Source organism: Arthrobacter sp. 01T419 (assembly GCF_056398865.1).
Map to the genome: position 1 here is coordinate 140,906 of NZ_JBFTQF010000003.1, position 17,006 is coordinate 157,911.

General features: G+C 64.4%; 13 protein-coding genes. 10 read left to right on the forward strand and 3 right to left on the reverse strand.

Annotated features, from left to right (window positions below; translation table 11 throughout):
* Positions 1–148 precede the first annotated feature (148 nt).
* From AC1DLO_RS06635 to AC1DLO_RS06645, 3 genes are all read left to right on the forward strand, one after another.
* Positions 149–1,474, forward strand: a complete 1,326-nt coding sequence (locus AC1DLO_RS06635) for a sensor histidine kinase (protein ID WP_476888883.1) — start codon at positions 149–151, stop codon at positions 1,472–1,474.
* Positions 1,471–2,130, forward strand: a complete 660-nt coding sequence (locus tag AC1DLO_RS06640) for a response regulator (RefSeq protein ID WP_476888884.1) — start codon at positions 1,471–1,473, stop codon at positions 2,128–2,130. The genes AC1DLO_RS06635 and AC1DLO_RS06640 overlap by 4 nt, the downstream gene beginning before the upstream one ends.
* 102 nt (positions 2,131–2,232) lie before the next feature.
* Positions 2,233–4,212 carry a penicillin-binding transpeptidase domain-containing protein gene (locus AC1DLO_RS06645; RefSeq protein ID WP_476888885.1) on the forward strand — a complete coding sequence of 660 codons (1,980 nt, stop codon included), beginning with the start codon at positions 2,233–2,235 and terminating at the stop codon, positions 4,210–4,212.
* 161 nt (positions 4,213–4,373) lie between these two features.
* On the opposite strand, the gene AC1DLO_RS06650 is transcribed toward AC1DLO_RS06645, so the two are convergent.
* Together AC1DLO_RS06650 and AC1DLO_RS06655 are read right to left on the reverse strand one after the other, a co-directional pair.
* Positions 4,374–5,786 (reverse strand): aminotransferase class III-fold pyridoxal phosphate-dependent enzyme, encoded by a 1,413-nt coding sequence (locus tag AC1DLO_RS06650; RefSeq protein ID WP_476888886.1) that lies wholly within the window; start codon positions 5,784–5,786, stop codon positions 4,374–4,376.
* A 27-nt stretch (positions 5,787–5,813) separates the two neighbouring features.
* Entirely contained in the window at positions 5,814–7,301 is a 1,488-nt protein-coding gene (locus AC1DLO_RS06655; protein WP_476888887.1) for a CoA-acylating methylmalonate-semialdehyde dehydrogenase, read from the reverse strand.
* Positions 7,302–7,426: 125 nt separating this feature from the next.
* Here AC1DLO_RS06655 and AC1DLO_RS06660 point away from each other — a divergent pair, with 125 nt between their 5' ends.
* The 7 genes from AC1DLO_RS06660 to AC1DLO_RS06690 all read left to right on the forward strand — a co-directional run bounded on the left by AC1DLO_RS06660 (position 7,427) and on the right by AC1DLO_RS06690 (position 16,500).
* Positions 7,427–9,070, forward strand: coding sequence for a PucR family transcriptional regulator (locus AC1DLO_RS06660; protein ID WP_476888888.1), 1,644 nt, complete (start codon positions 7,427–7,429; stop codon positions 9,068–9,070).
* A gap of 34 nt (positions 9,071–9,104) precedes the next feature.
* Positions 9,105–10,022 carry a LysR family transcriptional regulator gene (locus AC1DLO_RS06665; protein ID WP_476888889.1) on the forward strand — a complete coding sequence of 306 codons (918 nt, stop codon included), beginning with the start codon at positions 9,105–9,107 and terminating at the stop codon, positions 10,020–10,022.
* A gap of 451 nt (positions 10,023–10,473) precedes the next feature.
* Positions 10,474–11,733 (forward strand): MFS transporter, encoded by a 1,260-nt coding sequence (locus AC1DLO_RS06670; protein ID WP_476889076.1) that lies wholly within the window; start codon positions 10,474–10,476, stop codon positions 11,731–11,733.
* Positions 11,734–11,766: 33 nt separating this feature from the next.
* Positions 11,767–13,029 (forward strand): M20 family metallo-hydrolase, encoded by a 1,263-nt coding sequence (locus tag AC1DLO_RS06675; RefSeq protein WP_476888890.1) that lies wholly within the window; start codon positions 11,767–11,769, stop codon positions 13,027–13,029.
* Complete coding sequence (locus AC1DLO_RS06680; RefSeq protein WP_476888891.1) at positions 13,026–14,450, forward strand: amidase; 1,425 nt, start codon at positions 13,026–13,028, stop codon at positions 14,448–14,450. The genes AC1DLO_RS06675 and AC1DLO_RS06680 overlap by 4 nt, the downstream gene beginning before the upstream one ends.
* A gap of 158 nt (positions 14,451–14,608) precedes the next feature.
* Positions 14,609–15,889 carry an FAD-dependent oxidoreductase gene (locus AC1DLO_RS06685; RefSeq protein WP_476888892.1) on the forward strand — a complete coding sequence of 427 codons (1,281 nt, stop codon included), beginning with the start codon at positions 14,609–14,611 and terminating at the stop codon, positions 15,887–15,889.
* A gap of 23 nt (positions 15,890–15,912) precedes the next feature.
* Positions 15,913–16,500 (forward strand): TetR/AcrR family transcriptional regulator, encoded by a 588-nt coding sequence (locus tag AC1DLO_RS06690; protein WP_476888893.1) that lies wholly within the window; start codon positions 15,913–15,915, stop codon positions 16,498–16,500.
* A 4-nt stretch (positions 16,501–16,504) separates the two neighbouring features.
* Here AC1DLO_RS06690 and AC1DLO_RS06695 read toward each other — a convergent pair whose 3' ends face one another.
* On the reverse strand, positions 16,505–16,996 hold the full coding sequence (locus tag AC1DLO_RS06695; RefSeq protein WP_476888894.1) for a MarR family transcriptional regulator: 492 nt from the start codon (positions 16,994–16,996) through the stop codon (positions 16,505–16,507).
* Positions 16,997–17,006: the final 10 nt, after the last annotated feature.

Sequence of the window (17,006 nt, forward strand, 5' to 3'; positions counted from 1 at the left end):
TCCGACCTAAAAGCCTGCGAGGCATCGGGAGGCCGATGGATCCGTTCGATCGCCTTGGTTGACCTGCGGATCAACCGTTTGGTTGATTGGGCCCGAATACCGCGGAATCGGGGCAAAAGTGTCGGCGGCCGGGGCTACGCTGGAGGGCATGCAGGGAGCCGATTTGCCTCAAGTCACCGCGCAGCCCAGTCTCACCGCGCAGCCCAGCGGCGCCCCCGTGATTTTGCGTGTCCTGCGCGTCAGCCTGCACGTTGGTTTTGCCGTGCTTCTGCTGGTCGCCGTCCTCAGGCTCGTGGCCGCGGGCCTTTCGCCACTCGCCACCGCGGCAGGCCTGGTGTTAGCCCTGCTGCTTGCGGCTGTCTACCTCGTGGGGACGGTTCTCGAGAAGAGGCACGCCCTCAATCCCAAGCGCCTCGATCCGAAGCCATACGCGCGGTGGTGGCTCGCCGTGGTTTGCTGCCTGTGGCTGTTGCTCATGCTCATTAGTCCGGACTTCGCCTGGATAGCCTTCCCGTTGTTCTTCCTGCAACTGCACGTTTTGCCGCGGCGTTTGGCCCTGCCCGCAATAGCCGCCAGCACTGCGCTCCTCATCGCAGCCATGTGGTTCCACAACCGGGGTGCCGGGGCGGATGCCTTGCAACTTCCCATGGTCCTTGGGCCGGTTTTCGGTGCCGCCTTCGCGGTGGTCACCGGCCTGGCGTATCGGGCGCTCTACGTCGAGGGGGAGAACCAACGGCTCGCGGCCGAGGAATTGCGCCGCACCCGCGCCGAACTGGCACGCAGCCAGCACGACGCCGGTGTGTTGGCTGAGCGCGAAAGGCTCGCCCGCGAAATCCACGACACGCTGGCCCAGGGATTCTCGAGCATCGTCCTGATGGGACGTTCGGCGGAGAAGGCCCTTGATGCTGGTGACGCCGCTGCGGCCCGCGATCGCCTCAGGACGGTCCGTGAAACTGCGGCCAGCAACCTGGCGGAGGCTCGCAATTTTGTCCGTGGACTGAGGCCGCCGGACCTGGAGGAGTCTGGCCTGGCGGACACGTTGCGGCGTCTTTGCACGAAGACCGAGGCCGAGGCCGCCGCGCGCGGAGCCATGCTGCGCTGCCGTTTTGAGCTCCACGGCACGCCGGTGCCGCTGCCCAATCCACACCAAACCACTTTGTTGCGCGCGGCTCAGTCTTCCCTGGCGAACGTGTGGGCGCATGCCCACGCGAGCACCGCCGTCGTTACCCTGTCCTTTCTGGACGCCGAGGTGACATTGGACGTGTTCGACGACGGTGCGGGCTTCGATCCCGTCGCGGCCGCTGCCGCGGAAGCGCGCGGTGATGGAACCGGCGTCGGGCTCAAAAGCCTGCGCGAGCGTCTTGCGGCCTTGGACGGAACGCTCGACGTCGAGTCTGTTCCCGGGGAGGGGACCGTGGTGGCTATCCGGCTGCCGCTGGGTACCCTTAATCCAGCTCAGGAGGCATCCCAGTGACCGATAACATCAGGGTCTTGCTGGTGGACGACCATCCCGTGGTCCGGGCGGGCCTCCGGGCCATGCTTGCCGACTTCGAGGGAGTCAGCGTTGTGGCGGAAGCCTCCGACGGCGGCGCCGCCTTGGCCGAACTGTCGAAGCTCCATACCCTCGGCGAGCCAGTGGACGTGGTCCTCATGGACTTGCAGATGGGGTCGGGCATGGACGGAGTCACCGCCACCGGCAAGATCAAGGCCGGTGAAGCCGGGACTCCCCCACCACCGGTCTTGATCCTGACCACCTACGACAACGACGCCGACATCCTCGCCGCGGTGGAAGCCGGTGCGAGCGGATACATGCTCAAGGACGCCCCGCCAGAGCAAATCCGGCAAGCCGTGGTGTCTGCGGCGGCGGGCCAGACCGCACTCGCGCCCGAGGTAGCAGCGCGCCTCATGGGACGGATCCGCAATCCGACGCCCGCCCTGAGCACCCGCGAAGTCCAACTTGTAGAGCTCCTCGCTACCGGCATGAGCAACCGCGCAATGGCGAAGCAGCTCTTCATTTCCGAAGCCACGGTGAAGACGCACTTGGTGCACATCTACGCCAAGCTGGGCGTGGACAACAGGACTGCGGCCATCGCGGTAGCAACACAGCGCAGGATCATCCGGAGCCAATAGCTCGCACGGTGGCTCGGACCCGACTGGCCTGAAGCATTACAAAAGGGGAACTAACTGTGCCTTGGATCATTCCTGTCGGCGGAAGAAGGCATAATGGCGCAAATGGGGAAAACTAAGAATCTTGTCCTAGGGCTTGCAGCCCTGATGATTGCTGGCTCGCTGTCCGCTTGCGATGACGGCCGTTCCGGGGCGGAAGGCGCGGCCAAGCAGCTGGCTTCCTCTCTGGCAGCCCTCGACGTCGGCTCACTCGCCGTTGACGGCAAGGACGCCGCCGCGGCGAATGAGCAGCTCAAGGCTGTGTTTGCTGCCCTCGACCCTGCCAAGCCTTCCGTTGAAAGCGGAGCAGTGAAGCTCGACGGCGACAAAGCCACCGTCCCGCTCAACTACACGTGGAAGATCGGAACTGCGGAGTGGAAGTACACCTCCCAGGCCGCGCTGAAGAAGTCCGGCGACAAATGGTCCGTCCAATGGAATCCGACGCTCCTGGAGCCCGACCTCAAGGACGGCGAGATTCTCGACAAGACCGTCACTTTGCCGTCCAGGGCCGACATCCTTGGTGCGGGGGACGCGAAATTGGTCAGCTACCGTCCGGTGGTTCACGTGGGCATCGACAAGACCACGATTGGGTCGGCTGATCCTGCTGTTTCCGCGGCCAAGCTTGCACAGCTGGTTGGTGTGGACGAAGCGGCGTACGTGAAGCAAGTCCAGGCGTCCGGCCCACAAGCCTTCGTCAGTGCCATCACCCTGCGCGAGGACGGCAATCGGACGGTCACAGACCAGCAGATTGCGTCGATTCCGGGCGCCCGTGGCATTCCTGATTATCTGCCGTTGGCACCTACCCGCACGTTTGCCCGCGCCGTTTTGGGTACCGCGGCTGAAGCAAGCGCCGAACAGATCCAAAAGGCCGGGGGTGCCCTCAAGGTGGGAGACACGGTCGGAACCGGCGGACTGCAGGAACAATATGACGCGCAGCTCCGGGGTCAAGATGGAGTCTCCATCAAGACCCGGCCGCAAGGCATGACGGACGACCAGATCAAGGCCGCAAAGCCCGATCCCCGTCGAGTGCTTTTTGCCGTTGACGCGAAGCCCGGCGAACCGGTGAAAACCACCCTGGATCCGCGATTGCAGCAACTCGCCGAGGACACTTTGGCGGGTGTTGGCCCGGCCTCGGCAATTGTGGCGCTCCGCCCGTCCACCGGCGCCGTCCTGGCGGCCGCCTCCGGCCCCGGAAGCAATGGCTACAACACGGCAATGCTTGGCCAGTACGCACCCGGCTCCACGTTCAAGATCGTCGATTCCCTTGCCATGATCCGCAACGGAATGACACCGGATTCCAAGGTTGAATGCACGCCAACAATTACTGTGGATGGCCGGACCTTCAAGAACGCCGAAGGTTATCCGGCGTCGTCCTTGGGTTCTGTCGCATTGCGCGATGCCTTTGCGCATTCGTGCAACACAGCCTTCATCAGTGCCCGCGACAACGTCAGCCAGGCCCAGCTCGAATCCGCGGCAACCTCCCTGGGGCTGGCCGTCCAGGCGCCGAAGCTGGGGGCCGATGCTTTCCTGGGCTCGGTACCGGGAAACGCTGACGGCACCGAACACGCTGCTTCGATGATTGGCCAAGGCAAAGTGCTGCTTTCCCCGCTCGCCGCAGCCATCATGGCCGCCTCGGTGGCCCACGGCGCGCCGGTGTCGCCGCAGCTCGTCCTGAACCCCGGCTCAGGTTCGCCCTCCGCAGGTGCCACGCCGACGGCGTCCGGCTCGCCGTCGTCGTCGGCTACTGCCGCCGCGCCCGCAGCGTCCGATAAGCCGATCACCCCGGCGGAGGCCGCCGCGCTGGGCGACATGATGCGTGCCGTGGTGACTTCCGGCCATGCCGGATTCCTCGCGTCGGTACCTGGAGCCCCTGTGGGCGCCAAGACCGGGACGGCAGAATTCGGAAAGGACAACCCGCCCAAGACGCACGCCTGGATCGTTGCGGTCCACGGCGATCTGGCAGTGGCAGTGTTCGTCGAAGACGGCGGCCTTGGGGCGACCACCAGTGGCCCGCTGCTGAAGTCGTTCCTGACCGCGGCAGGCTAACGCCGGGCGCACCTCAGACGCTCGCTTACCTTTGAGCTCCAAAACGGAAACCTTCCTGCACATCTAGTGCAGGAAGGTTTCCGTTTTATGGCCCATATGTGCAGGAGGGTCGGGCTTTTTGGCGCGATATGTGAGCGAGGATCGCTAGCAGACCATAGGCGCTAGGAGACCAAGGTGTCGGCGATGTCCAGTACTTCGTCCAGGATTGCCAATCCGGCCTTCAGGTCCTCCACGCGGATGTTGCAAGGCGGAACCACGTGGATCCGATTGAAGTTCGCGAACGGGATGAGCCCGCGCGACTTGCAGGCGGCCACGAGTTGGTTCATTTCCGGGCTTGACGAACCGTAAGGGGCCAAGGGTTCCCGGGTTTCACGGTCGCGGACCAACTCGATGGCCCAGAAGACGCCCTTGCCTCGGACCTCGCCTACCGATTTGTGCCGCGCGGCGAAGCCGGCCAGCGCCGGCCCGATCACCGTCTCGCCCAATAAGGCCGCGTGTTCCACGATGCCCTCGCGTTCCATGGCATTGATGGTGGCGACGGCCGCCGCGGCAGCCAGGGGGTGCCCGGAATAGGTCAGGCCGCCCGGATAAGGCCGCGTGCCGAACGTTGCCGCGATCTCCGGGCTGATCGCCACGCCGCCCAGCGGCACGTAGCCGGAGTTCACGCCCTTCGCGAAGGTCAGCAGGTCCGGGACGACGTTGAAATGCTCGACGGCGAACCACTTGCCCGTGCGGCCGAAACCAGCCATGACCTCGTCGGCGATGAACACGATGCCGTACTTGGTGCAGAGTTCGCGGACACCCTGCATATATCCGGCCGGCGGCACGTAGATTCCCGCCGTTCCCGGTATGGATTCCAGGATCAGTGCCGCGATAGTAGAGGGCCCCTCGAAGGCTATGAGCTGCTCGAGGTGCTCCAGGGCGCGCTGGCTCTCCTCCTCTTCCGTGGTGGAGTGGAAGGCCGTGCGGTAAAGATACGGCGGGAAGAAGTGGATGGTGCCGGTGGAACCGGTGTCGTTGGGCCAACGGCGGGGGTCGCCCGTGATGTTGATGGCGAGTTGGGTGCCCCCATGGTACGAGCGGTACGCCGAGAGGACCTTCTGTTTTCCCGTGTGCAGGCGCGCCATGCGGACGGCGTGTTCATTGGCGTCCGCGCCGCCATTGGTGAAGAAGATCCTGTTCAGTTCTCCCGGGGTCCGCTCGGCGATGAGGCGTGCGGCCTCGGACCGGGCCTCGTTGACGTAGCTGGGTGCGATGGTGCACAGTTTCGCGGCCTGGGCTGCGATGGCGGCGACGACGGCGGGGTGCTGGTGTCCGATGTTGGTGTTGACCAACTGCGAGGAGAAATCGAGGTACCTCTTCCCCTCGCCGTCCCACACGTATGAGCCCTCGGCGGCCGAGACGACCATGGGGTCCAACAGATCCTGAGCGGACCAGGAGTGGAACACGTGCTTGCGGTCCAGTTCGTAGGCCCGCTTGGCAGCAGCAGTGGCGGCGGCGTTAGCACCGGCGTCGACGGCGGCTCGCGGATCGGTGCTGTCGGGAAACCGGCTGTTTTCAATCGTGGAAGTCATGGACGGAAATCCTTTCCGGTGAGGGCGTCAGTTGTTCTGGGGGAAGCCGAGGTTGATGCCGCCGTGGCTCGGATCCAGCCAGCGGGTGGTCACTGCCTTGCCACGCGTGAAGAATCCGACGCCTTCCGTGCCATGCGCGTGGGTATCGCCGAACAGCGAGTTCTTCCAGCCGCCGAAGGAGTAGTAGGCCATCGGCACGGGCACGGGCACGTTGATGCCCACCATGCCCACCTCAACTTCGTTCTCGAAACGGCGGGCCGCGCCGCCGTCGTTCGTGAAGATCGCGGTGCCGTTGCCGTACGGGTTGGCGTTGATCGTGGCGAGGGCCTCGTCGTAACTGTCGACTCGGACCACCGAGAGGACCGGGCCAAAGATTTCGTCGCGATAAATGGACATGTCCGTCGTGACGTTGTCGAACAGGGTGGGGCCGACAAAGAAGCCCTCACCTTCGGCGTCGGGCATCACCGAGCGACCGTCGACGACGAGCGTGGCACCGGCCGCTTCACCGGCGTCGACGTAGCCAGCCACCTTGTCTCGGTGCTGGGCGGTGACGAGCGGGCCCATGTCGCAGCCGCGGAGCCCGTCGCCGGTCCGGAGGCCGCGGGCGCGTTCGGCGATCTTCGCCACCAGGGAATCGGCGATGTCGCCCACGGCCAGCAACGCTGAAATGGCCATGCAACGCTCGCCCGCGGAGCCGAAGCCGGCGTTGATCGCGGCGTCTGCGGCGAGGTCCAAGTCGGCGTCGGGCAGCACGATCATGTGGTTCTTCGCGCCGCCCAGGGCCTGGACGCGCTTGCCGTTGGAGGTAGCGGTTTCGTAGACGTACTTGGCGATCGGGGTGGAGCCGACGAAGGAGACGGCCTTGACGTCGGGGTGGGTGAGAAGCGTGTCAACGGCTACCTTGTCGCCCTGCAGGACGTTGAAGACCCCGTCCGGCAGGCCGGCTTCCTTCCAGAGCTCGGCCATCCAGACGGCGGCCGTGGGGACCTTTTCGCTTGGCTTGATGATCACGGTGTTTCCGGCGGCGATGGCGATGGGGAAGAACCACATGGGCACCATGGCCGGGAAGTTGAAGGGGCTGATGATGGCCACCGGACCGAGGGCCTGGCGGATGGAGTGGATGTCTACCTTGGTGGAGGCATTCTCGGTGTAGCTGCCTTTGAGCAGGTGCGGAATGCCGCACGCGAACTCGACGACTTCCTGGCCACGCGTGACCTCGCCCAGGGCGTCGTCCAGGACCTTGCCGTGCTCCGAGGTGATGATGGCGGCGAGTTCTTCTTTCCGGGAGTTCAGCAGTTCCCGGAAAGAGAACAGGATCTGGGTGCGTCGGGCGAGGGAAGTATCGCGCCATGCGGGAAACGCGGCTTTGGCGGCGGCGACGGCGGCGTTGCCGTCCTCGGTGCTGGCCAAGGCTACCTGCGCGGTGACCTTACCCGTAGCGGGGTTGCTCACAGGGGCGGTGCGCTCCCCGGCCGGGGCGTAGCTGCCGTTGATCCAGTGCTCGATCGTGTTCAAGGGTTCTCCTGGGTTGGTTCTCAGAGGGGCGTTCGTTTCTGCGTTGCGTTCAGTTTGTCCGGCCTGCGGAACCTCCGTAAGGGCAGATGTGTAAAAGAATCGGCTCAGGCATTTACAATGTGTAAATGCTGCCCTCTCTTCGCTCGATCCTTGACCTTCCTGTGGTGCGCGACGCTAGCCCGGAGGTCCTGGGCGGAGAGGGCAGGCTGGATGATCGTGTGCGCTGGGTTCACGTCAGCGAGATCCTGGACCTGACAGGCCTGCTGTCCGGCGGCGAATTGGTGCTGACCACTGGCCTGGAACTCGACAAAGAACCCGGCCGCGCGGCGTCGTACATCCGCTCACTGGAACGCACCGGGGCGGCGGGCCTGATCGTGGAACTCACCGGAGCTCGGGAGCGTACGACGGCGGCCCTGCGGTCCGCGGCTCGCTCGGCTTCGATGCCGGTAGTGATCGTCCGGCGTCGCGTGCGCTTCGTGGAAATCACGGAGATCGTGCACCGGTTGATCGTTGCCGAGCAGCTTGAACGGGTGGAGCGGGCGCGGGACGTCCACGAGGCTTTCACCGTGTTGAGCCTTGAGAGCGCCGGGACGCAGCAAGTGGTGGAGAAGGCGGCCGCAATGATCGGTGCGCCGGTGGTGCTGGAGGATTTGCAGCATCTCGTCCTGGCCTATTCCGCCCGCCATCTGGCAACCACGGAGTTGTTGGATGACTGGGAGCGGAGATCGCGGACCACTCCTTCGCCGCCGCAGGCTGATGGCTCGGCCAGGCGGATCGGTCCCGAGGGATGGCTGCAAGTCCCGGTGGGTGTTCAGCGGCAACTATGGGGCCGCTTGGTGGTTCCGGCGCCCCTGAGCGCAGGAAGCGACGATGACATGGCGGTCATGGTCCTCGAACGGGCGGCGCAAACCCTCGCCATCAACCGCCTGGCCGAACGGGACCAGCGCGAACTTTCCCAACAAGCGCAGGCCGGGCTCCTCAACGCGCTTCGCCAACCCCGCGGACTGGGCGAGGCAGAGGCACTCGCACGCGCCGGCTCGCTGGGCTTGAAATTGTCGCCCTACTACGTTCCCTTGGTGTTCCGGACGGCGCTTCCTGCCGCTGCATCGCTTTCCCGTGATCCATTGGCAGGTCAGCAGGAGGAGCGGGTGCTGTTGGAAATCCTGGCCAAGGCACTGAAATCCACGGCCAGCAGTGGATTGACGGCCAGTATCCATTCCGGTTCGGTGGGGATGATCCTTGCTCTCCCCGCACGGCAGCTTGAAGACCCTACCCTCCAGCGCCTTGCCGCCGCGCTCCGCGCCCACGGTGGCGACTTTGCTCCTCACTGGACCATCGGCGTCGGGCGTTACCGCTCCTCGTTGCTGGAAGCGGCGGCTGGAATCGACGAGGCCGCGCACGTTGCCGAAACTGCTGCCACCCTCCGCGAACCAGGGAAGCCGTACTACCGCGCGACGGACATCCGGCTCCGCGGCCTGCTGGCACTGATCCGCAACGATCCCCGGGTGCAGCAGTTCGTGGAATCCGAGCTTGCCCCGGTGCTGCAGGCCGAGGCAGAAGGAAAGGCCGGCTACCTTGAGCTGCTTGGACGGTATCTGGAATCCGGTGGCAACAAAGCGGCCATGGCACGCAGCGGCTACCTGAGCCGGCCAACCCTCTACGCCCGGCTGGCCAAGCTGGAGGAACTCCTGGCCGTGGATCTGGAGGACGCAGAATCGCGAACCTCGCTGCACGTGGCTTTGATGCTTCACAGGCTGCGCGGGCAGTAGGAGGGGGCGTGGGCCGGGGTGTCATCATGGACAAATGGCGAAGCCCTTTACTCTCACCCAGTTGCGGTATTTTGCGGTAGTGGCCGAGCTGGAGAACATGACGGCGGCCGCGGCGCGACTGTTGGTCACCCAGTCGGCGCTTTCAACCGCAATGGGGCAGCTAGAGGTCAGCCTCGGCACCCAACTCTTCGTACGCCACCGTTCCCGAGGCCTTCGTCTCACCCAGAGCGGTAGGCAGTTCGCGCAGGACATCAAGTCTTTTCTGGAGCACGCGGATTCCCTCTACGAATCCGCGCGCGGTCTGTCCGCCACCCTTGTTGGCGAACTCAGGGTGGGTGTGTTCACTCCGCTGGCACCTTTCCGGCTCCCGGCGATCCTGCAGACTTTCGAAGCCCGGCATCCAGGCGTCGACGTGTCTTTCCTTGAAACCGACCTGGCGGCGCTTCAGGAGGCGCTGATGGATGGCCGCTGCGACGTGGCGCTCACCTATGGGCTGGGGCTGGGCCGCGGTTTCACTTACAAGGTGGTGGAACGAGTGCCGCCGCACGTCCTGGTCCACGAGGGACACCCTGCGGCCATCCGACCGGAACGGGAGATTGCCCTTAAGGAGCTCGACGGCGAGCCGTCCGTGGTACTGGATCTCCCCCACACCCGGGAGTACTTCGAGCAGCTCTACGCCATGGCCGGAGTAGTCCAGAATGTCAGGCACCGTTTTGCRGGCTACGAGACCGTCCGCTCCTTTGTGGCCAAGGGGCATGGGTACGCCCTCCTCAATCAGCGACTTCACAGCGATGTCACGTACTCCGGTGGCAAGGTGGTGCCGTTGACGCTGACGGACAATTTCCCGCCCATCGAAGTCATGCTCGTTCGGCCCGAAGGGGTGCAGGCGACCAAGCGGGTTCTTGCCTTCGAGGAGACGTGCCTGACGTTGTACGGGGCGGAACGAACCTAGGCCGGCCCCATACGCGGCGAGATTGTCATCGATTAGATCTATGGCATTTTCAAAAACAATCAATTGGACAGATGTGATGCGGGTCACCGAAGGTTGAACAAGTCCGGTAACCCGCGGAGGCGCTCACGCTTCAAGAAGCCCGCAAACGCAGGTCACCAAACCGAACCGGACATCAGAATGCCATCCTGATCAAAGGAGATTCGATGGTGATGAATTTCGCCGAAGGTGTCCGCGGGGTTTCCCCGAAGCGTTCCTATCGCAATATGGAAGCAATAACCGCCGAAATCATTTCTCATGGCCGAAACAGTGCGGCCGTCGCCGGAAATACTGTCCGCCTAGCGTGGCTGCCATGACCATCAACGAGCTCTCCGGGCAACCCCAGCCAACGCAAGACGCGACTCCCGTAGCCCCCGGCGACACGAGGATCGGGCGGGTCCCCAAGATCACCAAAATGCAGAAGCGGGTCCTGGCGGGCGGCAGCGTCGGCCAGTTCATCGAGTTCTACGACTTCACCCTCTACGGCCTCACCGCCGTCATCTTTTCCCAACTGTTCTTCCCAGGCAGCAGCCCGCTCGCCGCAATGCTGGCCACTTTCGCCACCTTCGGCGTCGCCTTCGTAGTCCGCCCACTGGGTGGCCTCTTCTTCGGAGCCCTCGGCGATCGGATCGGCCGGCGCCGCGTCTTGACCATCACGCTCATCGCGATCGGCGGTGCCACCGCCCTCATGGGTATCCTGCCCGGTTACGGCCAGATCGGTGCCTGGGCGCCCGTACTTTTGGTCCTTTGCCGCCTTATTCAAGGTTTCTCGGCCGGGGGCGAATCCGTGGGCGCGCCGTCGTTCGTCTTTGAGCATGCGCCTGTCAACAAACGCGGATTCTGGCTAAACATCACCATTGCCGCGACCGCACTTCCTTCGGTGGTGGCCGGTTCGATGATCCTGATCCTCAGCCAGTCCATGCCGAACGAGGCATTCACGGCCTGGGGATGGCGCCTGCCGTTCATCCTGGCCCTCCCCCTAGCCCTCTTTGGAGTCTGGATCCGCAGCCGCACCGAAGAGAGCGCTGTTTTCGAAGACGCCAAAGCCCACCAGGGCAAGGAATTCAGCCCCGTCCGCGAAGCCTTCCGCGAGAACAAACTCCGCATGGTCCAAGTCATCTTCGTCATGGGCCTGACGGCCATGGGCTTCTACTTCCTGTCTGCCTACTTCGTTTCCTACGTGCAGACAACTGGCCACTTGAGCCGCGAACAGTCGCTCTTGATCAACGCGGGCGCGCTTGCCCTGTACGCCGTGCTCTTGCCTATCGGCGGACGGCTCAGTGACCGCTTTGGCCGCAAGCCGATGCTGATCGCGGGTGCCGCCGCCTTGGCCATCGTCTCCGTCCCGAGCTTCATGCTGGTCACGAGTGGCGCTCTGCCGCTTGCCCTGCTTGGGCAGGCACTGTTTGTGGTGGCCCTCTGCACCTACGGCGGCGGCTGCTACACCTTCTTCGTTGAAATCTTCACCACTAAGACCCGATTCACTTCCGCGGCCGTGAGCTACAACGGGGCCTACGCCATCTTCGGCGGCACAGCCCCGTTCATCGGCACCGCCTTGGTAGGGGCGAGCGGTGTAGCGCACGCGCCGGGCATCTACATGGCTGCCGCGGCCGCCGTCGTACTCCTGCTGGTGATCTTCACCAAGGTGCCCGAGACCCGCGGCCGCATGGGCTGACTCCCTCTTTCTTCTATCTATCAAGGACTTCACATGAGCGCAGCAGCTTTCCTCCAGGACTTCCACCACGTGGCCGGCATCGGTGCCACAGCGAACAGCGGCGTCGACCGCCAGGCCGCAACCCCCGAAGACGCGCAGACCCGAGCGTGGTTTCAGCAGTGCGTGCACGACGCCGGATGGCAACTTCAGGTGGACGGCATCGGCAACATGTTCGGGCTGCTGGAGTGGACGCCAGGAGCCCCTTACATCCTGATTGGCTCGCACCTGGACAGCCAACCCTTGGGCGGCCGGTTCGATGGGGCTTACGGCGTCGTCGCTGCGCTGCATGCGGCCCGCGCCATCGATGTGGAAGTGCGTGAATCCGGAGACGCGCCACGTTTCAACCTTGCCGTGGTGAATTGGTTCAATGAAGAAGGCGGCCGTTTTGCCCCCAGCGTGATGGGCAGCTCCGTTTTCGCAGGCCTGTTCGATCGCCAACAGATGCTTTCCGTGACGGATCTCAAGGGCGTTTCGGTCCGTGAGGCCCTCGACGGCATCGGCTACCTGGGCACGGACGCTGGCCCGGAAACCGCTGGCTATGCGGAAATCCACATCGAGCAGGGCCGCATCCTGGAACGCGAAGGGATCACCATCGGCCTGGTGGACAGCAGCTGGTACACGCAGAAGCTGGACATTGAGGTCCTCGGCGAGCAATCGCACACCGGCGCCACAGCAATGGCGGATCGGCACGACGCCCTGGTGGCGGCCTCCAAGATCATCCTGATGGTGCACGACGTCACCAAGGATTTTGCCGAGGAGGAACTTGTTTCCTCAGTGGGTCAGCTGACCCTTGAGCCCAACTCGCCCATCGTCGTCGCGCGCCGCGTGCATTTGGTGGCGGACCTGCGTTCCGGTGATCCGGAGATCGTTCGCTCCGCCCGCTCCAAGCTGCTCGCGGACATAGATGTCCTGGCTCGCGAGCACGACATCAAGGTCAAGGTGAAGGACTTCGACATCCGTCCCATCCGGAGATTCCCGGAGAACGGCGTGGAGCTTTCCGCGAAAGTAGCGGCAAATCTAGGCCTCTCCTCGCGCCGCATCCAGACCATGGCCGGGCACGACTCCGTCGCGCTGAACACCATGGTCCCCTCGGTCATGATGTTCATCCCGAGCGTGGACGGGGTTTCGCACTGCGAACGCGAATTCACCACTGACGAGGACATGGTGGCAGGGGTGGACATGCTCACCGGAGTGGCGCGCGAAATGGTGGGCGGTGCCCTTCCCGGTGCAAACACGGAGCGGGGTACCGCCGCGTGACTGAGCTGCACTACCTCGACGCTACGTCCGCGTTGACGTTGTTCCGCGGCCGTGAGCTATCCCCGGTGGAGCTCCTGGAATCATTGATAAGCCGGACCGCGGCCGTCAACGGCAGCATCAATGCCCTGACGGAGACGCTCTTCGAGGAAGCCCTGCTGGAGGCCAAGCGGGCCGCCACAGCCTATGCCCGCGGACGTGACCTGACGCCGTTGCTGGGGTTGCCGGTGGCGGCCAAAGAGAAACACGGGCTCAAAGGACGCACCCTCTCGCAGGGGCTCATCGCGAGAAAGTCCGATATCGCCCACCAAGATCATCCGGTCATTGAGCGTATCCGCCGGGCCGGAGGCATCATCCACGCCCGTACCACCACTCCTGAATACAGTTGCGCGACCGTTACCCATAGCCCGCTCTGGGGGGTGACACGAAACCCGTGGAACCAGCGGTACTCGCCGGGCGGGTCTTCCGGCGGGGCAGGGGCCGCCCTGGCCGCCGGGCTGACACCCTTGGCCACGGCCTCAGACATCGCCGGCTCAACCCGGTTGCCGGCGTCGTTCACCGGAACAGTCGGCTTCAAAGCTCCTTACGGCCGGATTCCCGGGTTGGCGCCACTGTCCGCAGACCACTACCGCGGGGACGGTCCCATGGCGCGGTCCGTGGCCGATACGGCACTCCTGGCCAACGTTATGGCCGGACGGCACCCCGGAGACCACGCTTCCTTGCCGGAAGCGTCGGCGTTGCCAGTGGGGTCGGCTTCCGTGGCTGGAATGAGGATCGCCTTGTGCATCCGGCTCGGGAACTACCCCGTGGCGCCCGACGTCGAGGCCAACACGCGGCGGGTCGCTTCCGCTTTGCAGGGGGCCGGCGCCGTCGTTGAGGAGATCGATCTGCCCTGGTCGGTTGAGGAGATCAACCGCACCATGTTCACCCACTTTGGCTACCTTTTGGGTCCAGCGATGGAGGACGAGACTGCGGGCACGGAGGAACAACTGGCCGCGTACACCCGCCGTTTCATGGCCGATGCGCGCCGGGCTGCGGAACGGAACCGTTTTGTGGACGGAATCCGTGCCGAGACCTTGATCCAAGCCCAGTTGGCGGACGCCATGGACGGTTTCGACGCAGTGCTTTGCCCGGCGTCAGCGGTTCCGGCCTTGGAAGCGGATGGAAACTACCTCGACGGGATCGACGCCGGGGCGATGCACCTCGAGCATTACTGGCAGGGCCACATGACAGCCCCCTTCAACATCGCCAACCGCTGCCCGGTACTCGCGGTGCCGAGCGGCATAGCGGACTGCGGCATCCCGAGCGGCGTGCAGATTGTTGGCCACCCCTTCGACGATGCCACGGTTTTCAGGGTGGGTGCAGCGGTGGAGGCCTTGCTTCCCTGGGCCGGACGCCGGCCAGCTGTGCCTTTGCTTGGATGAGAGGTGAGATCTCGGCTCTTTGAGTTCGCGAAAGGGCCGAGATCTCACCCCTCGATGACGCCGGTGACCCCCTAGACACACCTTGCCTACAGGCGCACACTTAATTCAACGCTTGTTGAATTAGTCGCAACGGTTAATTGCATCCTGCGGGGGTGGCCATGGACCAGCTCGAAAGCACCACGTGCGTCATTGCCGGCGGCGGCCCCGCTGGAGTGATGCTCGGACTCCTGCTGGCCCGGGCCGGCGTCGAGGTTACCGTCCTCGAAAAGCATGCCGACTTCCTACGCGATTTCCGCGGCGACACTGTCCATGCCTCCACCATCCGACTCTTGGATGAGCTCGGCCTCGGCGAGGGATTCCGTGCGCTGCCGCAAAGCAAACTCGGCAATTTCAAGCTCCCCATGGGCGGCGAGGAAGTGACTCTGGCCGACTTCGATCGCCTCAAGCCACCCTACGATTACGTAGCCATGGTTCCCCAGTGGGACCTCCTGAACTTCCTCGTGGACGCCGCGCAGCAAGGGCCGCAGTTCGCGCTCCGGATGAATACAGAGGCCACGGATTTGCTGTACGACGACGGCGGTAAGGTCGCCGGGGTGGCGTACCGCACCCGGGACGCGGCCTCGGGAGAGGAAACCGGCACGGGCGAGCTGCGCGCAACGTTGACGGTGGCCTGTGATGGCCGCAGTTCGGTGCTCCGGCAGAAGGCAGGCCTGGTCCCCCACGAATTCCCGGTGCCGTTCGACACTTGGTGGTTCAGGCTTTCCCGGCGTGCAGACGAACAGGAGCAGTTGGCCTCCATCACGCCCCGCTTCTCCGGCACGGATGTGCTCCTCAGCCTGACCCGCAAGGATTTCTACCAGATCGCCTACATTGCCGAGAAGGGCAAGGACGCCCAAATGCGCGCCGAAGGAGTGGAGAGCTTCCGCGCACGTGTAGCCGGCCTCCGCCCGGATCTGGCGGACCGACTGGACGAAATCAGGTCCATGGACGATCTCCACATGCTGGACGTGAAGCTCAACCGGATCAAGCAGTGGCACAAACCCGGCCTTCTTCTCATCGGCGATGCCGCCCATGCGATGTCTCCCGCTGGCGGTGTGGGCATCAACTTGGCCATTCAGGACGCCGTCGCCGCGGCCCAGCGCATCGCCCGTCCGTTGCTTCAGGGCATCCTGGACGAGGCCGATCTCGCTGCGGTGCAGAAGCGTCGATGGTTCCCCACCGTGGTGATCCAGAAGGTGCAGCTCCTTATCCAGAAAGCGGTCTTCGGCCCCGCAGTGAGAGGTCAGTTGGCGGGCCCGCCGAGTCCGTTGGTCTTTATTGCCCAGCACATGCCGTGGCTAGGAAAACTTCCGGCGCTCATGATCGCCTTCGGTCCCCGGCCGGAGCACGCCCCGGACTTCGCGCGCCGAAAGGCTCCCAAGACGCGGAATTCGGCGTGAACAGGGGTCGCCGCCCGGGACGAGTGAGCAGTCGCGACGCCGTTCTCCGTGCGGCTCGCGAACAGTTCAGCCGAAAAGGCTATGACGCCGCAACGGTACGGGCCATTGCAGCCGAAGCTGGCGTGGACCCGTCCATGATCAACCACCATTTCGGCACCAAAGAACAGTTGTTCATGGCTGCTCTCGAATTGCCGGTGGACCCGAAGGAGCACGTGACGGCTATTCTTAACGGCTCGCGGGATGGCATTGGGGAACGGGTGGTGACGCGCTTCCTGACCGTTTGGGACTCGCCCGCGGGAGCAGCCGGCGTCGCGGTTCTCAGGACGGCGATGCAACACGAATGGAGTGCCGCGCTGGTCCGCGAGTTCATCCTGAACCGGGCTATCAACCCGCTTCTGGCTGGCCTTGGCGCGCCCGCGGAAGAGGCCTCGTGGCGCGGAAGCCTGGTGGCATCGCAGCTCTCCGGGCTGATCCTGACCCGCTACCTGATCAAACTGGAGCCGATCGCCTCGGCGCCGCACGCCGTCGTCGTCCAAGCGCTGGGTCCGACGATCCAGCGCTACCTGACCGGAACGAAATACGGCGAACTCGATGCCTGGGGTCCCTGGTGACGCATCAACCCGCGGTCAGGTCCTCCGAGGCATCGCTACCCGCCGCCTGGACGCGACGGAGGAAGTCGGCGATGACCTCCAGCTGGGCCTGGTCATAGCCCTCGCAGATGGCATCCATCCGACTGTTCATGCCGGAGTACAGCCGAAACATCTCGGCATTCCGTTCCGGCAGGATCCGGACCAAGACGGCACGGCGGTCGGACGGATCACGGTCCCTTGCGATCCAGCGGCCGCGTTCCAAGCGGTCGAGGATGCCGGTCACTGTCGCGGGATGGAGGCCGGCGCGCTTGGCCAGCGTGCTCGGGCTCAGCGGACCTTGACTGGAGATCAGGTCAAGGCAGTCAAGGTCAACGTCCTTCAGCTCGGCATGTGTGCCAACCACATGATTGAGCACTGACAGCTGCACCCTGGCGCCACGGAGCTCGGCTTTGAGCTGGGTGACCGCCCGCCGTCGCAAACGGGTGGCTTCAGCCTCTTGATTTGGTATGAGATTCATATAATATCGA

Coding starts and splice junctions, on each gene's coding strand:
- AC1DLO_RS06635 (WP_476888883.1), top strand. CDS start 149: ATGCAGGGAGCCGATTTGCCTCAAGTCACCGCGCAGCCCAGTCTCACC.
- AC1DLO_RS06645 (WP_476888885.1), top strand. CDS start 2,233: ATGGGGAAAACTAAGAATCTTGTCCTAGGGCTTGCAGCCCTGATGATT.
- AC1DLO_RS06650 (WP_476888886.1), bottom strand. CDS start 5,786: ATGACTTCCACGATTGAAAACAGCCGGTTTCCCGACAGCACCGATCCG.
- AC1DLO_RS06660 (WP_476888888.1), top strand. CDS start 7,427: ATGCTGCCCTCTCTTCGCTCGATCCTTGACCTTCCTGTGGTGCGCGAC.
- AC1DLO_RS06670 (WP_476889076.1), top strand. CDS start 10,474: ATGCAGAAGCGGGTCCTGGCGGGCGGCAGCGTCGGCCAGTTCATCGAG.
- AC1DLO_RS06675 (WP_476888890.1), top strand. CDS start 11,767: ATGAGCGCAGCAGCTTTCCTCCAGGACTTCCACCACGTGGCCGGCATC.
- AC1DLO_RS06685 (WP_476888892.1), top strand. CDS start 14,609: ATGGACCAGCTCGAAAGCACCACGTGCGTCATTGCCGGCGGCGGCCCC.
- AC1DLO_RS06695 (WP_476888894.1), bottom strand. CDS start 16,996: ATGAATCTCATACCAAATCAAGAGGCTGAAGCCACCCGTTTGCGACGG.